This is a genomic window from Actinoplanes utahensis, from assembly GCF_016862455.1.
GTDB lineage: Bacteria > Actinomycetota > Actinomycetes > Mycobacteriales > Micromonosporaceae > Actinoplanes > Actinoplanes utahensis.
This window is the reverse complement of sequence record NZ_BOMZ01000027.1, coordinates 1-23,811: the sequence shown is the minus strand read 5'-3', so window position 1 is coordinate 23,811 and position 23,811 is coordinate 1. Positions and strand designations below refer to the sequence as shown.

Annotated in this window: 19 protein-coding genes; 8 read left to right on the top strand and 11 right to left on the bottom strand. The window is 70.7% G+C overall.

Features of this window, described 5'->3' with window-relative positions:
- Window positions 1-21: 21 nt before the first annotated feature.
- Together Aut01nite_RS08790 and Aut01nite_RS08785 are read left to right on the top strand one after the other, a co-directional pair.
- Window positions 22-1,347 carry an ABC transporter substrate-binding protein gene (locus Aut01nite_RS08790; RefSeq protein WP_152628946.1) on the top strand — a complete coding sequence of 442 codons (1,326 nt, stop codon included), beginning with the start codon at window positions 22-24 and terminating at the stop codon, window positions 1,345-1,347.
- Between the two features lie 2 nt (window positions 1,348-1,349).
- Window positions 1,350-3,422, top strand: coding sequence for an alpha-galactosidase (locus Aut01nite_RS08785; protein ID WP_043529370.1), 2,073 nt, complete (start codon window positions 1,350-1,352; stop codon window positions 3,420-3,422).
- 129 nt (window positions 3,423-3,551) lie between these two features.
- On the opposite strand, the gene Aut01nite_RS08780 is transcribed toward Aut01nite_RS08785, so the two are convergent.
- Genes Aut01nite_RS08780 through Aut01nite_RS08770 form a run of 3 tightly spaced genes read right to left on the bottom strand, consistent with a single transcriptional unit; the run spans window position 3,552 to window position 6,759 of the window.
- Window positions 3,552-4,289 carry a ferredoxin reductase gene (locus Aut01nite_RS08780; RefSeq protein WP_043529368.1) on the bottom strand — a complete coding sequence of 246 codons (738 nt, stop codon included), beginning with the start codon at window positions 4,287-4,289 and terminating at the stop codon, window positions 3,552-3,554.
- Window positions 4,290-4,295: 6 nt separating this feature from the next.
- Window positions 4,296-4,895 (bottom strand): sulfite oxidase-like oxidoreductase, encoded by a 600-nt coding sequence (locus Aut01nite_RS08775; RefSeq protein ID WP_043529366.1) that lies wholly within the window; start codon window positions 4,893-4,895, stop codon window positions 4,296-4,298.
- A 37-nt stretch (window positions 4,896-4,932) separates the two neighbouring features.
- The gene (locus Aut01nite_RS08770; protein ID WP_043529409.1) at window positions 4,933-6,759 is read right to left on the bottom strand and encodes a S8 family serine peptidase; all 1,827 of its coding nucleotides are present in this window, start codon (window positions 6,757-6,759) and stop codon (window positions 4,933-4,935) included.
- 125 nt (window positions 6,760-6,884) lie between these two features.
- Here Aut01nite_RS08770 and Aut01nite_RS08765 point away from each other — a divergent pair, with 125 nt between their 5' ends.
- Complete coding sequence (locus tag Aut01nite_RS08765; RefSeq protein ID WP_043529364.1) at window positions 6,885-7,322, top strand: nitroreductase family deazaflavin-dependent oxidoreductase; 438 nt, start codon at window positions 6,885-6,887, stop codon at window positions 7,320-7,322.
- 61 nt (window positions 7,323-7,383) lie between these two features.
- Here the strand turns inward: Aut01nite_RS08765 and Aut01nite_RS08760 are convergent, their stop codons facing one another.
- The 5 genes from Aut01nite_RS08760 to Aut01nite_RS08740 all read right to left on the bottom strand — a co-directional run bounded on the left by Aut01nite_RS08760 (window position 7,384) and on the right by Aut01nite_RS08740 (window position 11,807).
- On the bottom strand, window positions 7,384-8,592 hold the full coding sequence (locus tag Aut01nite_RS08760) for an adenylosuccinate synthetase (protein ID WP_043529362.1): 1,209 nt from the start codon (window positions 8,590-8,592) through the stop codon (window positions 7,384-7,386).
- Between the two features lie 29 nt (window positions 8,593-8,621).
- On the bottom strand, window positions 8,622-9,578 hold the full coding sequence (locus tag Aut01nite_RS08755; RefSeq protein WP_043529361.1) for a hypothetical protein: 957 nt from the start codon (window positions 9,576-9,578) through the stop codon (window positions 8,622-8,624).
- 9 nt (window positions 9,579-9,587) lie between these two features.
- Window positions 9,588-10,544, bottom strand: a complete 957-nt coding sequence (locus tag Aut01nite_RS08750) for a protein kinase family protein (RefSeq protein WP_043529407.1) — start codon at window positions 10,542-10,544, stop codon at window positions 9,588-9,590.
- Between the two features lie 32 nt (window positions 10,545-10,576).
- Window positions 10,577-11,344 (bottom strand): NUDIX hydrolase, encoded by a 768-nt coding sequence (locus Aut01nite_RS08745; protein WP_043529359.1) that lies wholly within the window; start codon window positions 11,342-11,344, stop codon window positions 10,577-10,579.
- A gap of 172 nt (window positions 11,345-11,516) precedes the next feature.
- Window positions 11,517-11,807 carry a DUF1540 domain-containing protein gene (locus Aut01nite_RS08740; RefSeq protein WP_083999609.1) on the bottom strand — a complete coding sequence of 97 codons (291 nt, stop codon included), beginning with the start codon at window positions 11,805-11,807 and terminating at the stop codon, window positions 11,517-11,519.
- A 383-nt stretch (window positions 11,808-12,190) separates the two neighbouring features.
- Here Aut01nite_RS08740 and Aut01nite_RS08735 point away from each other — a divergent pair, with 383 nt between their 5' ends.
- Window positions 12,191-14,053, top strand: coding sequence for an IPT/TIG domain-containing protein (locus Aut01nite_RS08735; RefSeq protein ID WP_043529357.1), 1,863 nt, complete (start codon window positions 12,191-12,193; stop codon window positions 14,051-14,053).
- Between the two features lie 119 nt (window positions 14,054-14,172).
- Here Aut01nite_RS08735 and Aut01nite_RS08730 read toward each other — a convergent pair whose 3' ends face one another.
- A complete protein-coding gene (locus Aut01nite_RS08730; RefSeq protein ID WP_043529355.1) occupies window positions 14,173-14,874 on the bottom strand; it encodes a hypothetical protein in 702 nt (233 codons plus the stop codon).
- Between the two features lie 196 nt (window positions 14,875-15,070).
- Window positions 15,071-16,021, bottom strand: a complete 951-nt coding sequence (locus Aut01nite_RS08725) for an IPT/TIG domain-containing protein (protein WP_043529353.1) — start codon at window positions 16,019-16,021, stop codon at window positions 15,071-15,073.
- A gap of 467 nt (window positions 16,022-16,488) precedes the next feature.
- On the opposite strand from Aut01nite_RS08725, the gene Aut01nite_RS08720 reads away from it, so the two are divergent.
- The 3 genes from Aut01nite_RS08720 to Aut01nite_RS08710 all read left to right on the top strand — a co-directional run bounded on the left by Aut01nite_RS08720 (window position 16,489) and on the right by Aut01nite_RS08710 (window position 22,002).
- Window positions 16,489-17,733, top strand: a complete 1,245-nt coding sequence (locus Aut01nite_RS08720) for an IPT/TIG domain-containing protein (RefSeq protein WP_043529352.1) — start codon at window positions 16,489-16,491, stop codon at window positions 17,731-17,733.
- A gap of 273 nt (window positions 17,734-18,006) precedes the next feature.
- Entirely contained in the window at window positions 18,007-19,989 is a 1,983-nt protein-coding gene (locus tag Aut01nite_RS08715) for a S8 family peptidase (RefSeq protein WP_043529349.1), read from the top strand.
- A 93-nt stretch (window positions 19,990-20,082) separates the two neighbouring features.
- Window positions 20,083-22,002: a S8 family peptidase gene (locus tag Aut01nite_RS08710; protein WP_236642978.1), complete on the top strand. Its 1,920-nt coding sequence runs from the start codon at window positions 20,083-20,085 to the stop codon at window positions 22,000-22,002.
- A gap of 75 nt (window positions 22,003-22,077) precedes the next feature.
- Here the strand turns inward: Aut01nite_RS08710 and Aut01nite_RS08705 are convergent, their stop codons facing one another.
- A complete protein-coding gene (locus Aut01nite_RS08705) occupies window positions 22,078-22,911 on the bottom strand; it encodes a hypothetical protein (protein ID WP_204037475.1) in 834 nt (277 codons plus the stop codon).
- A gap of 591 nt (window positions 22,912-23,502) precedes the next feature.
- On the opposite strand from Aut01nite_RS08705, the gene Aut01nite_RS08700 reads away from it, so the two are divergent.
- Window positions 23,503-23,733, top strand: coding sequence for a hypothetical protein (locus tag Aut01nite_RS08700; protein ID WP_043529344.1), 231 nt, complete (start codon window positions 23,503-23,505; stop codon window positions 23,731-23,733).
- The last annotated feature ends 78 nt before the right edge of the window (window positions 23,734-23,811 follow it).

Genomic DNA, 23,811 nt, shown 5'->3' with positions numbered 1-23,811 from the left:
CTTTGAGAAATGAGGATCACCATGCGTATGAGGTCACTCAGCGTCGTGCTGGCTTCGGCGCTTGCACTCGGCGCCTGTTCGTCGACCGACTCCTCGGAGGGCGGCGACCCGGCGGCGGCGGGGAACTGCGCCCCGTCGACCGGCAACGTCACGCTCACCTACACCACCTGGATCCCCGGGATCGACAAGGTGGTGAAGCTCTGGAACGACAAGAACCCGAACATCCAGGTCAAGGTGCAGACCGGCCCGAACGGCAACGGCGGCACCTACGCCAACTTCTTCAACCAGATCAAGGCCGGCAACACCCCGGACCTGGGCCACATCGAGTACGACGCGCTGCCCAGCTTCCGCGTCCAGGACGGTCTGGCGAACCTGGCCGGCTGCGGCGAGGTGACCGCGGCGAAGGACCAGTTCGTCGACTGGACCTGGGGTCAGGTCACCTTCGGTGAGCAGGACTCGGTCTACGGCGTGCCGCAGGACGCCGGCCCGATGGCCCTCTTCTACCGCAAGGACCTGTTCGAGAAGAACAACATTCCGGTCCCCACCACCTGGGCGGAGTACGCCGCGGCCGCCGAGAAGGTGAAGGCCGCCGGTGGCTACATCACCAACTTCTCGCAGAGCGACATCAACCAGTTCGCCGGCCTGTCCTGGCAGGCGGGCGGCCGCTGGTTCGCCAACGACGGCGCCAAGTGGACGGTGAACCTGCAGGACGAGGGCACCACCAAGGTCGCGGACTACTGGCAGGGCCTGATCGACAAGAAGCTCGTCTCCAGCGTGCCGCCGTGGACCACCGAGTGGGACAACGCCTACAACAAGGGCAACGCCTGGACCTGGGTCTCCGCGGTGTGGGGCGCCAACTCGATCATCTCCGGCGCGCCGGACACCAAGGGCAAGTGGGCGGTCGCCCCGATGCCGCAGTGGACCGCCGGCGACGCGAAGGCCGGTAACTGGGGCGGCTCGGCCACCGCGGTCTTCAAGAACTCGAAGCACCCGTACGAGGCGGCGAAGTTCGCTCTGTGGCTGAACACCTCCGAGGAGGCGCTCACCGCCCTCAACTCCGAGGCCCAGCTCTACCCGGCGACCAAGGCCGGCGCGAAGCTCCCGGCGCTGACCGAGGGAGTCGAGTTCTACGGCGGCCAGAAGATCTACGATGTCTTCGCGACCGCCTCCACCCAGGTCGCCGCCGACTTCGTCTGGGGACCGACGATGACCAGCACCTACGCCACCGCCTCGGACGGCTTCAAGTCCGCCGTCTCCGGCTCCGGCACCCTGCTCGACGCGCTCAAGACCACCCAGACCAAGACCGTCGAGAACCTGAAGTCCCAGTCCATCCCGGTCGCCGAGTGACCATGTTCCACCTGCGCGCCGCGGGTGTCAGCCTCGTGCTCGACACCCGCGGCACCGCCGCGCACATCCTCCACTGGGGTCCGGACCTGGGCGACTTCTCCGCCTCCGCGGACACCTTCGTGCCGGCGATCCCACCGAGCTCGATCGACGTACCCCTGCGGTTGTCGCTCCTGCCGTCCCTCGCCGAGGGGTGGAGCGGGCGTCCGGCTCTCGAGTCCGGTCACGGTTTCCGCCTGGCCGAGGCCCACCTTCAAGATCAAACTATTGTCGTACGGTCGTCGAGCCCCGACTCCGCGCAAGAGGTGGTCACGGAGCTGGAGCTGTCGCCGGAAGGCGTCCTGCGAGTCCGGCACCGCCTCACCAACCGTGGCGACGCCGAGCTCGCCGTCCCCGGCCTGGACGTCCTGCTCCCGATCCCGCACGAGGCGTCCGAGCTGCTCGACTTCACCGGCCTCTGGTCACACGAACGGCAGCCGCAGCGCGCCCCGCTCCGGCACGGCGTGTGGAGCCGGGAGAGCCGGCACGGCCGCCCCGGCCACGACGACGCGTTCCTGATGATCGCCGGCGAGCCCGGTTTCGGTTTCCGAAACGGCCGGGTCTGGGCGACCCACCTGGCCTGGAGCGGCGACAAGCGGATCTGGGCGGAACGCTCCGCGCTCGGCGGCAACGTCCTCGGCGCCGGCGAACTGCTCGCCCCGGGCGAGATCCGCCTCGCGCCCGGCGACTCCTACGAGACGCCGTGGCTGGTCGCCGTCTTCTCGGACGCCGGGCTGGACGGGCTCTCCGACCGGCTGCATCCCTGGATTCGCGGTTTCAAGAACACGCGCATGCCCCGCCCGGTCGTCCTCAACACCTGGGAGGCCGTCTACTTCGATCACGACCTCGCCGTCCTGAGCGACCTGGCCGACGCTGCCGCCGAAGCCGGTGTCGAACGTTTCGTCCTCGACGACGGCTGGTTCACCGGCCGCCGCGACGACAAGCGCGCCCTCGGCGACTGGACCGTCGACGCGGACGTCTGGCCGGGCGGCCTGCACCCCCTGATCGAGCACGTCGTCTCGCGCGGCATGGAGTTCGGTCTCTGGGTCGAACCCGAGATGATCAGCCCCGACTCGGCCCTGGCCGCCGCCCACCCGGACTGGATCCTGGGCTCCCGTCCCACTCCCGCCCCGCCGGGCACACCCGTTTCCGCCGCCGGCCCGACCTGGCGCTGGCAGCGGGTCCTCGATCTGCACGAGCCGGGCGCCTACGCCCACGTCCGGGACCGTCTGAGCGCGCTGCTCACCGAGTACCCGATCGCGTTCCTCAAGTGGGACCACAACCGCGACCTGCTCACCCCGGGCACCGCCCACCGGCAGACCCGCGCCCTCTACCGCCTGCTCGCCGAACTCCGTGCCGCCTTCCCGCACGTGGAGATCGAGAGCTGCGCGTCCGGCGGCGCTCGCATCGACCTGGGCATCCTCGACCTGGTCGACCGGTTCTGGACCTCGGACACCAACGACCCGCTCGATCGGCAGTCGATCCAGCGCTGGACCGGCATCCTGATCCCGCCGGAGTACCTCGGCGGTCACCTGGGCGCGGGCGCCGCCCACGTCACCGGCCGCACCTCGGCCCTCGGGTTCCGGCTGGCCACCGCCCTGTTCGGCAGCGCCGGCATCGAATGGAACCTGACCACCGCCACGCCCGCCGAACGGCGGGACATCGCCGCCTGGATCGCCGAGCACAAGCGCCTGCGGCCGCTGCTGCACTCCGGAACCGTGGTCCGCGCCGACACGGCCGACCCCGCCCAGCTGATCCACGGGGTGGTCGCCGGAGACCGTAGCCACGCGGTGTTCGCCCTGGTCACCCTCGGCACGCCGGCGGCCGCGCTGCCGCCGCCGCTGAAGTTCCCCGGCCTGGACCCGGACCGCCTCTACACGGTCCGCCCGATCGGCGTCCCGCCCCGCACGATGCAGGACGCGCCACCCCCGTGGCTCGCGGCGGGTTCGGTGACGCTCCCCGGCCGGGTCCTCGTCGAGGCCGGTCTCCCGTCCCCGCTCCTGACCCCCGAACAGGCCCTGCTGCTCGAACTGACCTGACGCCGCTGGTCGTGGCCGCGGTCTCGGCGTGGTCCAGGCAGCAGTGACGGCCGGCCGGTTCGGATCTTCGCCGCTGGTCGTGGTCGCTGTCTCGGGGCGGTGGAGACAGCGACCACGCCCAGCCGGGGTTCACGCGCCGCCGAAACGTTCGGTGCGGATGCGTTTCGGGTCGTGACCGAGGGCGACCAGGATGTCGGCGACGGTCTCGACGAAGGTGTTCGGGCCGCAGACGTAACAGTCCGGCTCGAAGTCGGCCGGCCAGCCGTGGCTGTTGATCACCGCGACGTCGAGCCGTCTCGGCGGGACCGGCCAGTCGTCCGGCGCCTTGCGGGTGTAGACGAAGTGCACGTCCAGGCCGGCGTCCTCCCGGGCACGGCGGCGCAGCTCATCGGCGTACAGCGCGTCTTCGGGAGTCCGTACCGAATAGATCAGCCGGAAGGGCTGCCGGCCGCCCGCCAGACCGCGCGCCCGGATCATCGCCATCAGCGGCACCACGCCGGACCCGCCGGCCACCAGCACCACCGGCGCCGTCGAGGTCTGCCGCCAGACGAACCAGCCACCGATCGGGCCGCGGACCTCGATCTGATCGCCGGTCTCGACGACGTCGGTCAGGTACGGCGACACCTCGCCGTCGGCCAGCCGCTGCACCGACACCTCGACCCGCCCGGACTCGGCGGACCAGGCGGAGGCGATGGAGTAGCTGCGCTGGGCCTGGTAGCCGTCCTCGGCGGTGAGCCGGATGTCGACGTGCTGGCCGGGCAGGTGCCCGCCCCACTCCGGGACGTCCAGCACGAGGGTCCGCGCCGAGGGGGTCTCCGCGCGGACCTCGACGACCGTGGCCGCACGCCATGCGATGCGTTTCACCACGGGAGATCAGTCGCCGTGGTAGCGCTGCTCGCGCCAGGGGTCGCCGTACATGTGGTAGCCGGCGTCCTCCCAGAAGCCGGGCTCGTCCTCGTGCATCATCCGCAGCCCGTCGACCCACTTGGCCGACTTCCAGAAGTACAGGTGCGGGATCAGCAGCCGGGCCGGGCCGCCGTGCTCGGGGTGGAGAGGCTCGCCGTCGTACTCGTACGCGATCCAGGCCTTGCCGTCGAGGAGATCCTCGAGGGGGACGTTCGTGGTGTAGCCGCCGTAGCTGTGCGCCATCGCGTAGTCCCCGGCGGTCTCCACGTCCTCGAACAGGGTGTCGAGGGAGACGCCCTTCCAGGAGGTGCCGAGCTTCGACCACTTGGTGACGCAGTGGATGTCGACCGTGAACTCCTCGGCCGGCAGGGCGGTGAACTCCGCCCAGTTCCACGTGTGCTTCTCGCCGGTCTCGGTGACGATCGAGAAGTGCCAGCGGTCGAGGGGGATCCTCGGCGTCGGCCCCGCGGAGAGGACCGGGAAATCGTGGGCGAGGTACTGGCCGGGCGGCAGGTCGGGCGACGGCTCACGCCGCCGCCCACCGAAACCCCGGGAGATGATGCTCATGGGGTACGAGTAAACCTCACGAGCGTCACCGAACGTGTCAGGCCTTGACCGTGCCGCTGGTCACGCCCTGGATCGCCGGGCCGGACGCCAGCACCACCCGGTAACTGCCGCCGCTCACCAGCCCGCTGATCTTGCGGGTGGCCGTCGCGGTGAAGGTCCTCGCGGCCGCCCACCTGCCGTTCACGAGCCGCTGCAGCGTCATCTTCTGCCCGGCCGCGCCGGTGACCCGCACGGTGAGCACGCCCTTGGCGGTGCGGACGGCCTTGACCGCGGCCTTGACCGTGTACGACGCGGTCGCCGAGCCCGCCAGTGTCTTCGGGCCCTCGGGCACGGTCACCCGGACCTTGAAGGAGCCGGTGGCGACATGCGTGACGACGTACCCGCCGCGGGTGTCGGCCCGGCCCGGCACGCATCGCCAGGCGCCGCCGCCGGCCGAGACGCAGGCGTCCAGGTTCACCCCGGCCAGCGGTCCCGAGCTGTCGGCGATCGTGAAGGCGGTGCTGGTCCTGGCGCCGTGCACGACCGTCCGGCCGTTCGCGCTCGGCGTGATGACCGGCGCCATCCGCTGGTCGACCGAGCCGCCGTCCCCGCTGCCAACGCCGTCCCCGCTGCCAACGCCGTCTCCGCTGCCGACGTCGCCGCCGCTGTCGCCGCCACCGTTCTCAACGCTGCCGCCGCCGGCCAGGTGGATCGCGTCGGCGGCGTCGACCAGCCCGTTGCCGAAGTCGGTGTCGAAACCGGGCGCGCCGAGATCGACTGCCGAATCCTCCAGCACCTGCTCGACGCGGTCCGGGCCGAACTCCGGCCGGTACGCCTCGACCAGCGCCGCCACCGCCGCCACGTGCGGCGCCGCCATCGACGTGCCGCTCATCTTCACGTACGCGCCGCCGTCCTTCACGAGCCCGGCCGGGTAGGTGCTCATGATCGCGACGCCGGGCGCGGCCACGTCCACGTAGTCGCCGAAGTTGGAGAACGGGGCGACCTCGTCGTACGCGTCGCTGGCGGCCACCGCGATCACCCCGTCGTACGCGGCCGGGTAGCTGGCCGGGTTGCCGTCCCGGCGCTCGTTGCCGGCCGCGGCGACGACCGTGACGCCCTTGCTCCGGGCATAGCGGATCGCCGCCTCCTCGGCCCTGGTGGCGACGCTGGAGCCGAGCGACAGGTTGATGACCTGGGCGCCGTTGTCGGCGGCCCAGACGATGCCTTCGGCGGTGTCCGCGGTGGTGCCCTCGCCGTTGGCGCCGAGCACCTTGACCGGCAGGATCCTCGCGTTCGGGGCGTGCCCGGCCACGCCCACGCCGTTGCCGACCACGGCGGCGATGGTGCCGGCCACATGGGTGCCGTGCCCGTTGCCGTCGGTGTCGCCGCCCGCCACGTTCCCGATCGCGTCGTAACCGGCCAGGACCTGGCCCGCCAGGTCGGGGTGCGAACCCTGCACACCGCTGTCGATGACGGCGACCACCACACCGGCGCCGGTGCTCGACCGCCAGGCCCGCTCCATGCCGAGCTTCGCCAGTTCGTACTGGTGCACGCTGTAGGGGTCACCGGCCGCCGACACCAGATCGAGGGCGTGGACCGGGACGTCGACCTCGACGGCGACCGGGGCGGCGCCGTCGTGTGCGGCGGCGGCGATCCGGGTGGCGTGCGCCCGGTCGGCGGCCTCCTGCACGGTGAAGACCGGGCGGCCGGTCGCGTCCAGGGTGGTCGTGACGATCCGGACCGGGTTCGCCGGGGTCACCGAGGCGGGCAGGGCCAGCCCGTACGAGACGGGGGAGAACGCGTGGCTGCCGGTGGGGAGAGCGATGGCGCCCACCGAGGCGGCGATGATCGCCGCGAGCCCACCAGCGAGTACGTTGCGGCGCATCCGGTCCACCCTCCGTCGTGAGCCGTCCGTCCGTGGCGGGCCCGTGTGGACAAAGGTGCGGCCGTCGCAGTGCGAAGCGGGCTCGTGGCCGGTGCGATCCGGGAGCGCGAGGTAGGGTCGGGATCATGCCATTGACGGGTGAGTACGCCCCCAGCAGTTCCGACTGGGCGCGCAATCAGGCAGAGAAGTACGAGGCTTCCAATGGTGCCGAGGCCAACGACATCCAGGGCATGCCGATCGTCGTGGTGACGAACGTCGGCGCCAAGAGCGGCAAGCTGCGCAAGACTCCGCTGATGCGGGTCGAGCACGACGGGGAGTACCTCGCTGTCGGTTCTCTCGGCGGCGCCCCGAAGCATCCGGTCTGGGTCCACAACATCCGGGCCAATCCGCTGGTCGAGCTGCAGGACGGCCCGCGGAAGCAGGACTACACGGTCCGCGAGATCTCCGGCGAGGAGCGGGAGATCTGGTGGGAGCGGGCGGTCGCCGCCTACCCGCCGTACGCGGACTACCAGAAGAAGACCGACCGGGTCATCCCGCTCTTTTTGCTGACCCCGGTCTCCTGACCCCCGCGTCCCGCGTGTGGAGTGCGGCCGCGGTGCGCGCCGCGACTCCACACGCCGGGATCTACGTCAGGGCTGGTACGCCGAGCGGATACATCCGCTTGTCCGTCGAGCGCGGGCCGGTGGACTCGAGAAGGACCGGGGCGCCCAGGTGGGTGGCGATCGCCGCGGACCAGTCGTCCGGGCGGTGACACTCGCCCGGCACGGCCCGCCGCAGGCGTTCGCCGAGCCGCTCCTGGTGGGCCAGATCGCGAGGGGGGCCGGGCTCGATGCGGTCCCAGGTCCCGCCGTCGATCCGGTAGGAAGTGCAGATCCGCAGACCGGGGGAGCGGTCCGGGGCGTCCAGGTGGGTGATCGCGAGAGCGTCGACGCCGCCGGCGACCTCGACGGCGTAACGGTGGGCGACGGCGTCGAAGTGGCCGGTCCGGAACTCCCCCTGCCAGGGGTCCCTTCCGTTGTGCGCCTCCGCCAGGCCCAGCTCGGCCTCGGTGACGAAGGGCCCCGCGCCATGCCGGGTGGTGTACGTGCGTACCACCCCGAGTCTCAGGAAATCCGGACAGAGCGCCGCGACGTTGTCGAACGTCGTCGTCGACCACGTCGTGTGCGGGTGCCAGCCGCGCCACTCGTCCAGCAGCACGCCCTGAGCCCCCTCGAAGACGCAGGGGCCCTCCGTGAGAAGCCGCTCGGTGCAGTCGTCCCCGACGATGCGGACAGCCTCGCCGAACGCGGTGAAGGCGTCGACCACGTCGTCGACGGGGGGACCGTCGCCGAGAGCGTCCCGCACCGCGGCGAGACGGCGCCGAAGACGAGCGGGGGAGAGGACGTCGCTCACCCGCGGAGCGTCGGGGTGCTCCAGGGCGTACGCCATCGTCTCGCCCACGCCCATGCCGCAGGAACCGTGCCGGGAGCCGCCACGCGCGAGCTCCCGTCGACGGTTCGCTCCGCGATGCCACGGCGTGGCGAGCAGCGCATCCCCGTCGACCGTGAGCAGGTGAAAGGGATTGCCGAGCGCTGCCGCCTCGCCCGCCAGCGCCAGCGGGTCCACCACCATGAACCGCGTCAGGTGGGTCGGCACGCCCCGCAGCGTGCCCGACCCGAACTGGGCGAACGTGTGATGCCGGCCCGCCTCGGTGATCACGTTGTGCGCGGCCTGCGCTCCCCCGTTGAAGCGCAGGACGGCCCGTCTCTCCGAGGCCGCGCACAGCGCGTCGACCACCGTGCCCTTGCCGGCGTCGCCGTAGCCGAGATCGACCACGGCCACGTGCTCGTTCACAACCGCTGGATCCGGCCGGGGCCGCCGTCTCACAGGCGCTGGTTCCCGCCCGGGCCGCCGGCGATCTCGAACGTCGACCGCACCACCGGCGTGCGCTGCAGCGGGGCCAGGGCCCGGCCCACCGAGTCACCGGCGCGCGAGCCGACGTCGGTCAGATCGTCGAGGCCCTCGTGCAGGTCGATGGCGTCCTCGCCGAGGCCGACCGTGAGCGCGATCGTCTCGCAGACCGCGTCCAGATCGTCGAGCTCCAGGACGTTCTGCCCGAGCAGCTTGCGCCAGCGGCTCAGGATCTCCCGGTCGCCGCTGTGGTGCGCCGCGGTCGGAATGATGTAGTACACGTCGAACTTGCGCTTGAGTTCCGCCAGGATCGCCTCGATCGGGATCGGCTCGGCCAGCTCGTCGCCGATGACCGCCTTCACCTCACGCGGCTTGACCCGCGGGTACGGCATCTCGTCCCCGATCAGGAACAGGTATCCCCGCCGGCCGCGGTTGATCATCGAGTCGAGCACCGTGTGCCGGGCCATGAAATACAGCGCCAGCTCGTACGACTCGTGTTTCTGACCGCCGCCGCCACCCTCCAGGACGATCTTCTCCAGCTGCTCGTCCATCCGGTTGTCCGACTCGAACTGCCCCACCTGCAGCGGCGCCCGGTCGCACGTGGCGTCGCCGATCGCCCCGAACATGATCTGCGGGTCGATCGCGTAGTTCTTGCGGGTCAGCAAGCCGAGCAGCTGGGGGAGCTTGGTCTGCAGGGCACGCGGTACGTGGCCCATGGACCCGGTCACGTCGAAGAGGACCGCGATCGGGGTGCTGAACGGGTGCTCGTCGCTGTCCCGGCTCTCTCGCATGAACACACCGTGCGGGTCGAGATCCGGGTGGACCGTCCGGGCTCCGCCGTCGCTGTACGCGAAAGCGCTCGCCCCGGTGGCGGCACGATAGTTCGCCGCCGCGCTGTAGACATCGGTGGACCAGTTGCCGCTTCCCATGTTGTCCTCCTATGCGACGAACGGCCGGAACTTGCGCGGGCCGTAAAGGTGGTGAAGCAATTCGTCGAACTCGCCCAGCAACGACCAGGCGTCCTGCGGTCGCATCCGGGGCGCGGCGTACATGCAGCCGGCCGCGAACAGGCGCAGCGGCTGCGGTATCCGCGGCCCGATCAGCCGTGTCATCAGCCTGGTCACCATGTAGATGTCGGTGGCGGGTCCGGCGAGACTGTCGTGCAGCACCTCCGGCGGGTAGTCGGACATCCGTGCCTTCACTATCGCCTTCGGTCGATGGCCCGCATAGCACCAATCGACCAGAACCACCCCACGGTCCTGCGGATGGATCAGCACGTGCTCCGGCAGGATCGCGCCGTGGGTCACCCCCGCCCGGTGCGCCCAGCCGACGGCCACCAGCAGCCGGCGCCATATCCAGGCCACGTCCTGGGCGTCCCTCGGGCCGCGGATCCGGTCGAGGCTGATCATGCCGCGCTGGAACTCGACCACGTTCACCCGCCGCCGCCGGCGCTGGGCGTCCTCCCAGAGGAAACTCTCGATCAGGCGCGCCGCGTACGGCCGGAACTTCGGGTCGCCGTGGCTCCACAGCCGGCGCAGCGCCTCCGCCTCGGTCGCGAGGAGATCGTTGTCGGCCGGATGGCGCGGCACCTTGATCAGGGCGGCGCCGTCCGCGTACAGCTCGGTGATGTCACCGGCCGCGAACGCCTCACCCATCCGGTAGGCGCGGCGGCGGCCGGGCAGCACCGGCGCCTTCTCCGCCTTCTTGTACAGAGCGGAGAGCCTGGCGAAGGCGTCGGTCGCGGTCGCGCGCCGCGCCGCGCTCACGGCGTCCGGGTGGACCAGTTTCGCCCATTTCTTGTACGCCGAGCCGCTCACCGTCGGACCCTGCAGATCCCGGAAGCTCTGCGCCGCCGTGATCCGCTGGACCGCCTCCTCGAAGGACGGCCCCCCCATCCGCGGCGGCTCGGTTCTGAACGTCGTCTGCGTCACCTGACCCGGTCCTCTCTCGTCGGTCTCAGCAGAGCGGGGTGCAGCAGCCGGGCATCCCCCGCCCGGTACAGCTTCGCCTTCGGCCCGCCCCGCTCCCCGCCCCGCGCCGTCGTCGCACCGGTGCTCTCCACGAACCCCGGAACCGACAGCACCTTCCGGTGAAAGTTCCCGGCGTGCAGGTCCTCGCCCCACACCGCCGCATAGACCTGCCGCAACTCGCCGATGGTGAACTCCGGCCCGGTGAAGGCGGTGGCGAGCGGCGTGTACTCCAGTTTCGCCCGGGCCCGCTCCAGGCCGTCGGCGAGAATCTCGTCGTGGTCGAAGGCCAGATCCTTCGCCTCGTCCACCGGCACCCAGAAGGCGCGGGCCGCGTCACTGCCCGCGGTCGGCTCGGGCAGGCTCGGCGCGAACGCCAGGTAGGCCACCGAGACGACCCGCATCCGGGGGTCCCGCTGAGGCTGCCCGTACGTCTGGAGCTGCTCCAGGTGGACGCGGTCGAGGTCCCCCTCGGCCCTCGACGCGTCCACCTGGCCGGCCAGCCCGGTCTCCTCGGCCAGCTCCCGCAGTGCCGCCTGCTCCAGGGTCTCCTCGCGGACGAAGCCGCCCGGAAGGGCCCGGTGACCGGCGAAGGGCGACGTGCCGCGCTCGACCAGCAGAACGCTGAGCCGGCCGTCGCGGATGGTCAGCGCCACCACGTCGACGGTCACCGCGACCGCCGGGTAGTCCCGTGGGTCGTACGCCGCCAGGAAGCCGGCCTCATCCATCCGCGTGGTCCTTCTCGCTCCGAGTTGTTCTTGATCTGAGTTCTTCTCGATTTGAGTATTACTCGACTTGAGGTGAACCTAGCGCGCCTCGATCCACCCGTCAACCGAGTACGGGCACAAAAAATCCGCCGCCCCGCGCGATGCGGGACGGCGGGCGTCGATCCGGAAACGGTCAGGCGTGCTGGTACGTGAGGCAGTCCGCCTTGTCCGCGGACGCGCCCACGGTGATCGCCGGCGCCTGACACTCGAGATTCTTGTTGTACGTGCAGTCGGCGCGTTTACAGGCGCCCACCTGAGCGGTCGCGATGCCCATCCCACCGGAGAGCCCGGCGCCGGCGAACGTGTCGCAGGCCGAGTTGCTCTCACTGATGGTGATGGCGAACGCGGTGCAGCCATCGTGGTTGTACCCACAGTCCGTCACGGTGCAGGTCTGCACGCGCGGCATGTTCATCATCTGGGTCACGACGAATCTCCCTAGGCCGGCAGGTTATGAGGCTCCTCGCCGAATGTATCCATTCTTTCGGATCCGCACACACTTTTCGCGCCATTATCTCAAAAATCAAGAATGCTAAGGCAAGCCTTACTTAAAACAATTTAGGCGTGCCAAACCTGACGCATTCCTGAGCGATATCGGTCGCGGTCGTGCCTCGCGCCCGGTCGTCGGGCGGCGGAAGCCTAGCGGCTTCGATCGGTGCAGTCTGACATATGAGCATGTTTCTGAGAATTACCTGGCGAACCTCCGCGAATCGTTACGCTTCCGGCGAATGGCCCGCGACGGTTCACCGGACGCCAGGGCCCGACACATCCAGCGACGTGGTCCCAAGGGGACCCGTAGGAGGACCTCGCATGCGTAAGTCCAGTACCACATCCCGGCTGCTCGCGGCCGGGCTCACCGCGGGGACGGTGGGGGCCGCCCTGCTCGCCGCGCCGACGGCCGCCCAAGCCGTGGCCATCACGTCGGCGGCGCCGTCCTTCGGCACCACGGGCACCACCGTCACGCTGACGGCGCCGTCGAACTTCTTCACCGGCACCACGGTCGGCGTCATCCTGACCACTCTGGCGTCGTGTCCCGCCACCTACACGACGACCGCCGCCTCGCCGGCGGTCTCGTTCGCGGGCACCAACCCGGTGCGGGTCAGCGGCACGTCCGCCACCTTCCAGGTGCCGACCACGGCGACGCTGAACGCCGGTGCGGCGCGGGCCTACAACATCTGCGCCTACGCCGGCACCGCGAGCACCAGCGCGTTGCTGAACGATGCGACTCCGACCCTCACCTACACGCTCCTGCCGACCGGCACCACCAACCCGGCCACGGGTCCGAGCGGTGGTGGCAACACGGTCACCATCACCGCGCCGGCGGCGGCCCCGCTCGAGGCGTACAACATCGCCCGCTGGGTGCCGCGGGAGGATGGCTGCCCCGCAACCTGGGGCGCGGCTGACGCGGCCATGGACGCCACGCTGGTTCCCAACTCCGGGTCTACCAGCGTAGCGACGGCCACCGTGCCGGTGGGTGTCGGCGGCCAACTCGGTAGCGCCACGAACTACGGCATCTGCGTGTACAGCCACACCAGCGCGGTCGTCGCCGGCACCGCGCCCGACTCGCTCGTACCGACCTACACCGTCACCCTCCCCACCGTCACCCTGAACACCGCCATCGGCGGTCCGGGTTCGACGACTGCGGCGCTGACCATGTCCTCCACCACCGATTTCCTGACCGGTGTCAGCGCGCCCGCGGCGCTTTACGGGCCGTCGACGGGCAGGTGCCCGACGACGTATCCCACCAGCACGACGGGGTATGTGACCGCCAGTGTTCTCAAGAGCGCCAACAACCGTGCCGCGGTCACGCTGCCGGCCGGCGTGACGACGTCGGCGATCCCGTACAACGTCTGCGTCTACACCAGTACCAGCACCAACCCGCTCAGCCGGATCATCGCCCACGCGACCTACACGGCGACGACACCGCCGGACGTGACCGGGATCAGCCCGGGCGCTGGCTCGTCGCGGGGCGGCGAGACGGTGACGATCACCGGCACCAACCTCTCCACCGTCTCCGGCAACATCACCGCGACGCTCGGTGGCCTGCCGATGACGAACATCACGGCGATCAACTCCAACACCTTCACCGCTGTCACGCCGGCTCACGCCGGTGAGAACGACGTGGCGCTGGTGGTGAAGACCGAGGTCGGCTCGGACACCCTCGCGGGCCAGTTCGACTTCCTGAACGCCATCGACGTCACCCCGAACACGGCCTCGAACAAGCAGAACAACGTCTGGGTCAACGTCCGGGGCACCGGCTTCGAGAGCTACACCTGGCCCACCGCCGCTTACACCGGCCCGTCCGACAACGAGGCGCGGGTGTGGCTTCTGGACGGCTCGCGGGCCTGCACGTCAGCCAGCCCGGTGATCTGCCCGCAGAACAACTACCTGGCGGCGAGCGGCACCGCCTGGACGGCCGGCTCGGGCCCGCGCGCCGAGTGCCTCACCCCGGCGATCATCGGCGGCAACGAGCTGTTCTGCAAGCTGAACCTGGCCGGCGGGCACCTGGTCCAGACCAGCGGCGCGGCGCAGACCGGCACGGATGTCGTCGTCCCCGTCGGGACGTACTCGCTGGCCGTCGTCAGCGACGGCGGTGTGGACGCCCTCTTCGGGGGCACGGCTTCCGTGAGCGTGGTCTCCAGCGGCTCCACCTTCACCGTCGCCGACTTCTGACAGCGACGTAACGCGTAACGCGGCCCGGGGCGAACGCCCCGGGCCGCACCCGTTGCTCCTTCGGGGAGACGAAGCCGCCGGCCGTGTCACGCGGCCGGCGGCTTCTCTGCGAACGTTGCTCAGGAGAGCTTGGACCAGGCCTTCTCCAGCGCGGCCACGCTCTCCTTCCGATCGGGGCGGCCCTTCAGGTTGACGGCGACGGTGTAGGCGCTCTTCTGCGCCGTGATCCGCCAGCAGAGCAGCAGGGTGGGCCGCTCGGTGGGCTCCCGGTCGGTGGCGAGCTGGAACTTCTGCGTGCAGTCCGTCTTCCCGGCCGGCTTGGGCTGGTCACCGAGCCAGCCGAGCTCCTCGTAGTCCGTCAGGTCGCCACGGGCGGAGACCACCTTGAGGGTGTGCCCCTGCTCCAGCGACCCGGACTGCGTAACAGTCACGTCGTCGCTGGTCAGCTTGGGTGTGTGGCCTCGGGCGCGCTGCAGTTCGTGACCGTCGGCGGCCGCCCGGCTGCGAGCGGCCATGATCTCCGCCGAGACCTGCGGGGCCGGCTTCTCGGTCTCCGGCATGGCTGCCTGCGCCCCGGCCGTCGGGGCCGGCGGGCTCGCCTCCGGCGAGGCCGGCTCGGCTCCCGGCAGCGGCTGCGCGATCACTTCCCGCTGTTCCGCCTCGTCTCCGGCGGTGAGTCTCTCGGCGAGGACGTAGGAGCCGGTGCCGAGGGCGAGGGCGAGGCCGGTGACCCCGATGACGGCCTTGCGCCGTCGCGACTTGCGCCGGATGGCCTGGGCCGGGCTGTCCCCGGCCGCGCCGTGGTTGGCGTCGGGCATCATGTCTTCCCATCGTTCGCGATCTCATCGACGGGGTGTCCGCCGTGAGCGGGCCCCGAAGCCCCATCGTCACAGTCGATCCGGACTATTGCTCACGAAACCGATATTTCGCGGACGATGTCCGTGTCGGTGGCAGCACAAAAGGAGAGGCCGGCGCTCGATGCGAGCGCCGGCCTCTCCTTTTCGAGCAGGATGAGACTCAGGTGGTGAGGTAGGTGAAGAAGCTGCCGGGGCTGACCGGGCTGATGTTGGCCGGAGTAGCCGCCGGGTAGACCCGGACCGGGCAGACGCCCTCCCAGACGGTGTCCGGGAAGCCGACCTCGTCACCGATGGTGGCGGGTGTGGTCACCGTCAGCTGCGTGGTGGTCGCGGCGCTGGGCGTCACGTCCTCGCCGCAGAACTCGACCCGCCAGTCGGCCGCCGTGGCGGTGAAGTTGGTGCCGGTGATCTTGACAGTGGTGGCGGTCTTCGCCTTGCCCGACGTGACGTCCAGCGACGTGACCGTCGGGATGGGCGCGATGGTGAGCCCGGTGTCGGCGGAGGAGAAGGTCTTCGAGACGCCGTTCAGGTTGATGGTGAGGGTGTTGCTCGCCGCCGACAGGCCGGTGCCGGTCCGCGCGATCCAGTAGTTGCCGGCGTTACCGGCGGCCGAGGCCAGCTGCGGGGCGCCGGCGTTGTCCAGGAAGCCCACGGTGGTCAGCGCCTTGCCGCCGAAAGTGCCGGAGAGCGCCGCGCCCGACTGCCCGGTGAACGTGGTGCCGCTGCCTGCCTTGATCCGGATCACCTGCCCGCCGGTGGTGCTCAGCTTGGTCACCCGGTCCGCGGCGTCGAGCGCCGCGCTGTTCTCGGTGGAGATCGGGTTGGAGGCCGTGATGGTGGGCGGATCCACGAAGGTGATCGCGCCGGTCTTGACGACCTCGCCGGTCTCCGTCTGGTTGATGGTGACCGGCGCGGCTGCTCCGGCGTCGCAGCCACCGGTCGGAGTCTTGACGGCGATGCTGGTCGCGCTGGTCACCACATAGCTGGTGAGCGCCTGGCAGTCGGCGTCGGCGCCGAGGTCGATGCTGAGGATCTGGTCCTCGTCGAAGTTGGTGCCGGTGAGGGTGACGACCCGGTTCGCCAGGCCGGCGGCGAGCTTCGTGGGGCTCACGGCCGTGAGTGTGACGCCGTACTTGGCCTCGGCGTACGCCGGGGAGCCTGCGAGCGTTGCGCTTACCACGAGGCCAGCTGCGGCACCTACGGCGGCCGCCCTGCGTCGACGCCTCGATGAGAGAAGCGGCATTGGGACGAGTCCTTCCATGCTGAAACGGCAGTCCTTGCGGTGGCTGAGTCATGCACCGGCGTGACTGAGAGTGAATTCAGACTAGCCAGCGACGTTTGCTGCCGAGCACGGTTTGCCACGTTTTAAGGGAGAAACACCTGCCGCTGTGGTAACCAAAAGTAGTCGTGGGTTCCTTCCGTCCCGGCGGCACCAGAATCAACGCCGGTCATTTACTTTCCCGCGTATCACGAATGGGCCGAGAACATCGGTGAACGGCCTATTCTCGCGCTCTCGGCAAGAAAGGGCGGCGCGTCGTTACGCTCCTTCCCGATGCCGTTTCCAAGGAGTGAATACCGATGGCCAAGTCGCAACATCCGTTCTTCCGGGCGGCGGGAACCGCCCTGATCTCTGCCGCCGCATCGGCTCTCGTCGTGGTCGCCGCGGCGGCTCCGGCGCAGGCCGCTCCGTTACCGATGACGCTCAGCAGTCCGGGTGGCCCGAGCGGTGGTGGAAACCTCGTCGTCGGCGTGATCACGCCGAGTTCCGCCGTTCCGATTCCGATCGCGGCGGGCACGGTCCCGACGGTTCAATTCCAATTCGTCGGGGCCGCCACGCCGGTCTGCAACGCGACGGCGCGGCCGGTCACCCAGATCGTCGCCACCGGCACCACCACGACCGCGGGAGTGGTGACGGTCGATCCCGCTGATGTGAAGCGGGTGTCGTACAACAGGGTCGCGTTCGAGGTTCCGTCCGGGTCCTATCCGCAGGGCAACGGCATCAACACCGGTGGACTGGTGCTGGCGGCCGCCCAGACGATGGCGAAGTGGAACGTCTGCGTCTATGACAGCGACTCCACGGACAGCAGCACTCTGCTGGCCTCGGCTCCCTACACCCTGGTCGCGCGACCCAAGATCACCTCGATCCTCCCGGCGACCAGCCCGGCAGCCGGTGGGCAGCTGGTCACCGTGAACGGTGTCGGGTTCGGCACGGGACCGGTGAGCGTCACGATCGGGGGCACGCCGCTGACCGACGTCAAGCTCGCCGCGAACGGCAACAGCCTCACCGGGATCACCGCGCCGCGGGTGCCGAGCGCGAACCTGCAGGTCGAGGTGACCGCTGCCGGCGGCACGGTCGGCAGCCTCGACCCGGACAACGACCCGTTGACCGACGACTCGCCGATCCTCTTCGCCTACACCAACGGCATCACGATCTCGCCCGGCAGCAGCCCGGCGGGCCGCATGGTGACCGTCGACATCCGCGGGGTCGGCTTCAACCGGCTCGACTTCGGGCCGCCGGGAGGGGATCCGACGAGCGATTACGCGCACGTGTTCCTGGTCAGCGGCGCCTACGCCTCGGCTACCAACCGGGGTGTCGCCGAATGCCGGGACGCGGTGGTGCTCAGCGACACCGAGCTGGTCTGCACGCTCGACCTCTCCGAGGACAAGCTGAGCCCGGCGAACAGCGCGGTCGTCGACGACACCCCGATCCCGGAGGGCGCCTACATCCTCACGGTCGTCGAGGACGGCAGCACCAGTGCCGGGGTGGCCGCGGCGCCGACGGTCGTGAGCACCGGCGCGGTGTTCGTCGTGGCGCCCTACTGAACCCGGCGTACCGAACAACTGAATCCGGCGTACGCCACTGAATCCGGCGTATCGAACATAGGCCCGGCGACCGTGAAGGCGCCGGGCCGCTCGCTGTCCAGAGCCTGAACCGTCATCCCGTGGCGACCTGCGAAAGGGCACCCTGAGCCGCCTCTCGCGGCGACCCGCGAAAGGGGACCCTGAACCGCTACCGAGTGGCAACCCGGGAAAGGATCCGCCGCCGCGGGGCGCCGCCGATGCTCTTCCCCGATCGCCAACGGGAGGGCTTCCACGATGAGGGTTCAGCTGGTTCGATTCGCTGCCGGGGCGGTGGCGGCGGGTGCGCTCGCCGCGGTGGGGGTCTTCGTGCTGCCGACCGGCAGCGACGATTGGCAGCCGGTGACCTACGGGCTGGCGCAGAAGCCGGAGGACCTGGTTCCGGCGACCGTCACGGAGGCGCAGCCCGCGCGGGTCCTCAGCACCACTGTCGGCGCGGACGGCAAGCCGGTCGTCACCGTGGCGGAGGCGACCGACAAGGCGTCCGCGGTGAAACTCGTCGAGAAGGCGCAGAAGGCGAAGGACACGGTGAGCGTCGAGATCGACGCGCCGGTGTACGCGCTCGGCGTCCCCACCGGCTCCGACCCCTACCGGTCGCAGCAGTGGGACATCGCGAAGATGCGCACGGTCGAGGCCTGGCAGAAGTCGACAGGCGCCGGGATCAAGGTCGCGGTGATCGACACCGGGGTCGACCCCCGGCACCCGGATCTCGCGGCGAACGTGCTCAGCGGTTACGACGCGACGACCAACCGGGCCGGTGCCAGCCGGGACGGCAACGGCCACGGCACCCATGTGGCGGGCACGATCGCGGCCGTCACCGGCAACGACGTCGGGGTCACCGGGATCGCGCCGGACGTGCGGATCCTGCCGGTGAAGGTTCTCGCCGACAACGGCAGCGGCTACTCCTCGGACACCGCGGAGGGCATCATCTGGGCGGCCGACAACGGCGCCCAGGTGATCAACATGTCGCTGGGCGGGCCGACGAAGGTCACCGCGGTCAGCAATGCGGTCAAGTACGCGCGCAGCAAGGGTGTCACGGTGATCGCGGCGGCCGGCAACGAGCGGACGTCCGGCAGCCCGACCTCCTACCCGGGTGCGGACGAGGGTGTCATCGCGGTGGCGGCGACCGACTCCGCCGACAGGTTCGCCTCCTACTCCAACCGGGGCAGCTACGTGGACGTGGCCGCGCCCGGCAGCGGCATCATCAGCACGTACCCGACGGCGCTCGGCAGGGCGTACGCCTCCCTGAACGGCACCTCCATGGCCTCGCCGCACGTCGCGGCGGTCGCCGCGCTGCTCAAGGCCTATCAGCCGGCGACGACGCCGGACCAGATCGAGGCGGCCCTGGAGCGGTCGGCGGTCGACCTGGGCGCCTCCGGGTTCGACAACGACTACGGGTACGGGCGGATCGACGCGGTGGCCGCCCTGGCCGCGGTCGCCCCCGCCCCCACGACACCGGCCACGACGGCCCCGGCCAAGGCCCCGACGACCGCCCCGGCCACGACCGCTCCGGCCACGACCGCTCCGGCCACGACCGCTCCGGCCACGACCGCCCCGACCAAGGCCCCGACGACCGCGCCCACCACCGGTACGCCCACGATCACGCCCACCACCAGCGCGCCTGCCACCAGCGCACCCACGACGGCTCCCACGACCAGCGCGCCGGTCACGACGAGCCCCAGCGCGCCGAAACTGAACCCCCTGATCACCACCAACGTCACGGCGCGTGAGGTCGTCTACGGCTCGGCGACGTCGACCACGTTCACCGTCCGGGTGGCCGGCAAGGCGTGGACCGGCAAGCCGGTGGAGGTCTGCCTGGCCGAGGCGGGCGCCCCCGCCGCCTGCACGGCGGCCACGACGACCGCGGCCGGGACGGTGCTCGTACCCCGTACCGCGAAAGCCGGTTTTCAGGTCTTCGTGAAGATGTCCGAGACCGGCACGACCAGCGCCGCGACCTCGCCGGCCGCCACCTGGACCGCGCGGGCCCAGGCGACCGTCCAGCGGGCCGGCAAGGGCGTGCTCACGGTGACCGTCAACGGCGCGAGCGGCCAGAACGTGCAGGTCCAGCAGTACGCCAACCGGGTGTGGCAGACCGTCCTGGAGTACCCCGCGGTCGCCAAGGCGACCATCGGCGGCGCGACCGGCGGCCGGCAGTACCGGGTCGTCGTCGCCGACACCACCGCCGTCCTCGGGGTCACCAGCACCCCGGTGACCGCCTGATACATCCACAACTGACGAGCAACAGTCCGACAACTGGATCCACAACTCTGCCCCGCGAATCTTATGAAGTCGTTCCGAGGGGGAGGAAATACTTTGAAGCAGGTTCAGATCCGTAAGTTCGCCGTCGGTGCCGTCGCCGCGGGTGCGCTCGCCGCTGTCGGTGTGTTCGCTCTGCCCACCGGCAGCGCGGACTGGACCCCGGTGACCTACGGCCTGACCGACGCTCCGGAGCAGATTGTTCCGGCGGTCGTCACCGAGGCCCAGCCGGCGCGGGTCGTCAGCACCACGGTCGGCAAGGACGGCAAGCCCGTCGTCACCGTGCGGGAGGCGACCGACAAGACTGCCGCGATCAAGCTGGTCAAGGACGCGCAGCAGGCCGCGGGGGCGGTCGGTGTCGAGATGGACGCCAAGGTGTACGCGCTCGACGTGCCCACCGGCACCGACCCGTACCGGTCGCAGCAGTGGGACTTCGGCAAGCTGCGCACCACCGAGGCCTGGCAGAAGTCGACGGGCGCCGGCGTCACCGTCGCGGTCATCGACAGCGGTGTGGACGCCACGCACGCCGACCTCAAAGCCAACATGGTCAGCGGTTACGACGCGATCGCCGACCGGGCGGGCATGACCACCGACGGGCACGGGCACGGCACGCACGTGGCCGGCACCGTGGCCGCGGTCACCGGCAACGGCGTGGGCGTCTCCGGCTTCGCGCCGCACGCCAAGATCATGCCGGTGAAGGTGCTGTCCGACGAGGGCAGCGGCAACATGTCCGACACCGCCGAGGGCATCATCTGGGCCGCCGACCACGGCGCCCAGGTGATCAACATGTCGCTGGGCGGCACCACCAAGGTCACCGCGGTCAGCAACGCCGTCAAGTACGCCCGCAGCAAGGGCGTCACCGTCATCGCCGCGGCCGGCAACAGCCGCCAGCAGGGCAGCCCGACCGCGTACCCGGGAGCCGACGAGGGTGTCGTCGCCGTCGCCGCGACCGACTCGGCCGACAAGTACGGCGTCTACTCGAACGCCGGCTCCTACGTCGACATCGCCGCGCCCGGCACCAACATCATGAGCGCGTACCCGGCCAACCTGGGCTCCCAGTACAAGACGATGAGCGGCACCTCGATGGCGGCGCCGCACGTCGCCGCGATCGCCGCGCTGCTCAAGGCGTACAACCCGGCCCTCACGCCGGACCAGATCGAGTCCGCCCTGGAGAAGACCGCTGTCGACCTGGGCACCAAGGGCTTCGACAACGACTACGGCTACGGCCGGATCGACCCGGTCGCCGCGCTGGCCGCGGTCGCCCCGGTGACCACGCCGCCCACCACGGCTCCCACCACCGCTCCCACCAAGGCGCCGACCACGGCTCCCACCACCGCGCCGACCACGGCCCCCACCAAGGCGCCGACGACGGCTCCCACCACCGCTCCCGTGACGACCGCCCCGGCGACGCCGCCCGCCTCGTCGAGCCCGACCACGCCCGCGCCGGTGACCGGCAAGCTGGAGATCAGCGCGAACGTCTCCACGGCCGAGGTCACCTACGGCGCCACCACGTCCACCACGTTCACCGTCAAGGCCGGTGGCCAGGCGCAGGCCGGCAAGCAGGTCGAGGTCTGCGTCACCGAGGCCGGCGCTGCCGAGGCGTGCACCGACACCACCACCGGCATGCTCGGAACCGTCCAGGTCGGCCGCAAGGCGACCGCCTCCTACCAGGTCGTCCTCAAGGCCACGGCCGACGGCGCCGCCTCGGCGCCGGTCAGCTACCGGGTCAAGGCGTCGGTCACCGTCGCCCGTGCCGCCCGCGGCCAGCTCGGCGTCACCCTCGTCGGCGCCGCCGGCCAGGCCACCGAGATCCAGCAGCGGGTCGGCGGCACCTGGCGGACCGTCGGCACCTACACCGCCCCGACCGCCTCCGCCCGCGTGACGTTCACCGGCGTGACGCCCGGCCAGACCTACCGCATCGTCGTCCCGGACAGCACCCGGATCGGCGGCATCACCAGCGCCCCGATCGTCGCCTGACGAAACCTCACACGCCGGCCGCGGCGGGATCCTCCGATCCCGTCGCGGTTCCGGCGTCACCCCGGTTTTCCGCGTTCACTCCAGGCGGGCCCACTCGCGGTCGATGGCGTCGATGCTGCCCGCGGTCGGTGACCCGCCGTCCGTGGACGACGTCATCGTGATCACGCTGCGGCGCGCCGACATGCGCCAGCACAACAGCGTCCCCGGAGCCGCGGACGGCAGGCTCGACCTGTACCGGATCCCGGTCGCGCATCGGACCCCACGCCCCACGTCCTTGCCCTCGCCGTCGTCCTTGCTCTCGTCCTTGCTCTCGTCCTTGCTCTCGTCCGCGTTCTCGTCCGCGTTCTCGTCCGCGTTCTCGTCCGCGCTCTCGTCCGCGCTCTCGTCCGCGCTCTCGTCCCGTGCGAGGAGCATCCGCCGCTCGTCGCTCAGGTCCCGCCGCGCGCTCACGATCCGGATCGTGCCGTCGCCGAGCGCCTCCGTCCGGTCGGTGATCTCGCCACGGTCTCCCAGCAGCTCACTGATGGCGACGGAGGCCCGCGCCGCACCCGGATCCGGGCTCGCCTCACGGCTCGCCGCAGGCGTGGGCATCGGGCTGCGTTCGACGGGTGCGGCGTGCTTCGTGACTTTCGGCGTACGGGTCACCGAAGGCTCCACCTCCACCCCCTCCGACGCGGTGGTGGCCGCGGTCGTCAACGGCGCCACCGCCTCCGGCTCGGGAAGACGAGTCTGACTCTCGCTCATCAGCTCGATCGCCAGGAACCCCACCCCCGCCAGCACCGCCGCCACCCCGATGATCCCGACCACGGCCTGCTTGCGCCGCTGCGCCGACCGCTGCGGAGTCGAGGCCGTCGAGGACGCGTACAACCCACCCTCGTGCACCACCTCCGGGTGCTCGTCGTAGGCCATCTCACCGTCCTCGTGCCGCGCGCTGTTCGTCTCCCCATGGTTCCAAATACCTGGACATATAGGGCGTAAATCCACCCATCGCTCTCATCGTCGCCGCCTACTCGTTCGCGCCGGACGGGTTCCGGGCCCGTCGGCTTCCCGGTTCGCTCGAGGGCGGACGGGATCCGGCCCGGCGGGTTCCCGGCTCGTTCAAGGCTCCCCACGGAACCCGAACACCGGCACCAAGGGCGGGCGGGGTGCGGTCGGCATTGTCGGATCCGGTCAGTGGGCGCCGGGGATGCCCGGAATCGGTGAGGGCTGCGGTTCGGCGTACCTCCGCAAGGCTTTTGGTCGTGAAAGGGAGGTTGCGCAGCGTCGAAACGACGCCGGACAAGTGCCGGCCGGACACGGCGCGCGCGTGACCGGTGGGCCGTGGCCGATCGACCGACGGTGACTGTGCCGGAACGACCAGTACCGATGGCCCGGTCGGGGGTCACCCGGACCGGCGAGCCGGTGGCCTCGGCGGTTGACCGGTGCGCGATGCACGCGCAATGTGTGGGACACGCGGGTGCGGGCGACGGCGGCCGAGCACGGGGACCGGGCGGAGCGGACATGACCGAGAGCGGGAACCAGGCGGAGCACAGCCCCGCCCGGCCCTCCTGGGACTGCCGCTCGTGCGGACGCCCCTGGCCGTGTCATCCGGCCCGCTCCGAGCTGGTGCGCGACCGCGGCCGGGTCGATCTCGCGGTGCTGATGTGGGAACACCTCGAGGAGGCCGCCCGGGACATGCCCCACGCGCCCGCCTCCGAACTCTTCGACCGTTTCCTCCGCTGGACCGACTGAGACCGGACGTGCTCCAGCGAGAACCGGGCGCCCGGCACCGGATCCGCTCTCCTGACCACCCGGCCGCATAGCGCTTCT

Bases quoted from the DNA above. Each gene is read 5' to 3' on its own strand.
- Aut01nite_RS08790 (WP_152628946.1), top strand. From the start codon at position 22: ATGCGTATGAGGTCACTCAGCGTCGTGCTGGCTTCGGCGCTTGCACTC.
- Aut01nite_RS08785 (WP_043529370.1), top strand. From the start codon at position 1,350: ATGTTCCACCTGCGCGCCGCGGGTGTCAGCCTCGTGCTCGACACCCGC.
- Aut01nite_RS08775 (WP_043529366.1), bottom strand. From the start codon at position 4,895: ATGAGCATCATCTCCCGGGGTTTCGGTGGGCGGCGGCGTGAGCCGTCG.
- Aut01nite_RS08770 (WP_043529409.1), bottom strand. From the start codon at position 6,759: ATGCGCCGCAACGTACTCGCTGGTGGGCTCGCGGCGATCATCGCCGCC.
- Aut01nite_RS08765 (WP_043529364.1), top strand. From the start codon at position 6,885: ATGCCATTGACGGGTGAGTACGCCCCCAGCAGTTCCGACTGGGCGCGC.
- Aut01nite_RS08755 (WP_043529361.1), bottom strand. From the start codon at position 9,578: ATGGGAAGCGGCAACTGGTCCACCGATGTCTACAGCGCGGCGGCGAAC.
- Aut01nite_RS08750 (WP_043529407.1), bottom strand. From the start codon at position 10,544: ATGGGGGGGCCGTCCTTCGAGGAGGCGGTCCAGCGGATCACGGCGGCG.
- Aut01nite_RS08745 (WP_043529359.1), bottom strand. From the start codon at position 11,344: ATGGATGAGGCCGGCTTCCTGGCGGCGTACGACCCACGGGACTACCCG.
- Aut01nite_RS08735 (WP_043529357.1), top strand. From the start codon at position 12,191: ATGCGTAAGTCCAGTACCACATCCCGGCTGCTCGCGGCCGGGCTCACC.
- Aut01nite_RS08730 (WP_043529355.1), bottom strand. From the start codon at position 14,874: ATGATGCCCGACGCCAACCACGGCGCGGCCGGGGACAGCCCGGCCCAG.
- Aut01nite_RS08720 (WP_043529352.1), top strand. From the start codon at position 16,489: ATGGCCAAGTCGCAACATCCGTTCTTCCGGGCGGCGGGAACCGCCCTG.
- Aut01nite_RS08715 (WP_043529349.1), top strand. From the start codon at position 18,007: ATGAGGGTTCAGCTGGTTCGATTCGCTGCCGGGGCGGTGGCGGCGGGT.
- Aut01nite_RS08705 (WP_204037475.1), bottom strand. From the start codon at position 22,911: ATGGCCTACGACGAGCACCCGGAGGTGGTGCACGAGGGTGGGTTGTAC.
- Aut01nite_RS08700 (WP_043529344.1), top strand. From the start codon at position 23,503: ATGACCGAGAGCGGGAACCAGGCGGAGCACAGCCCCGCCCGGCCCTCC.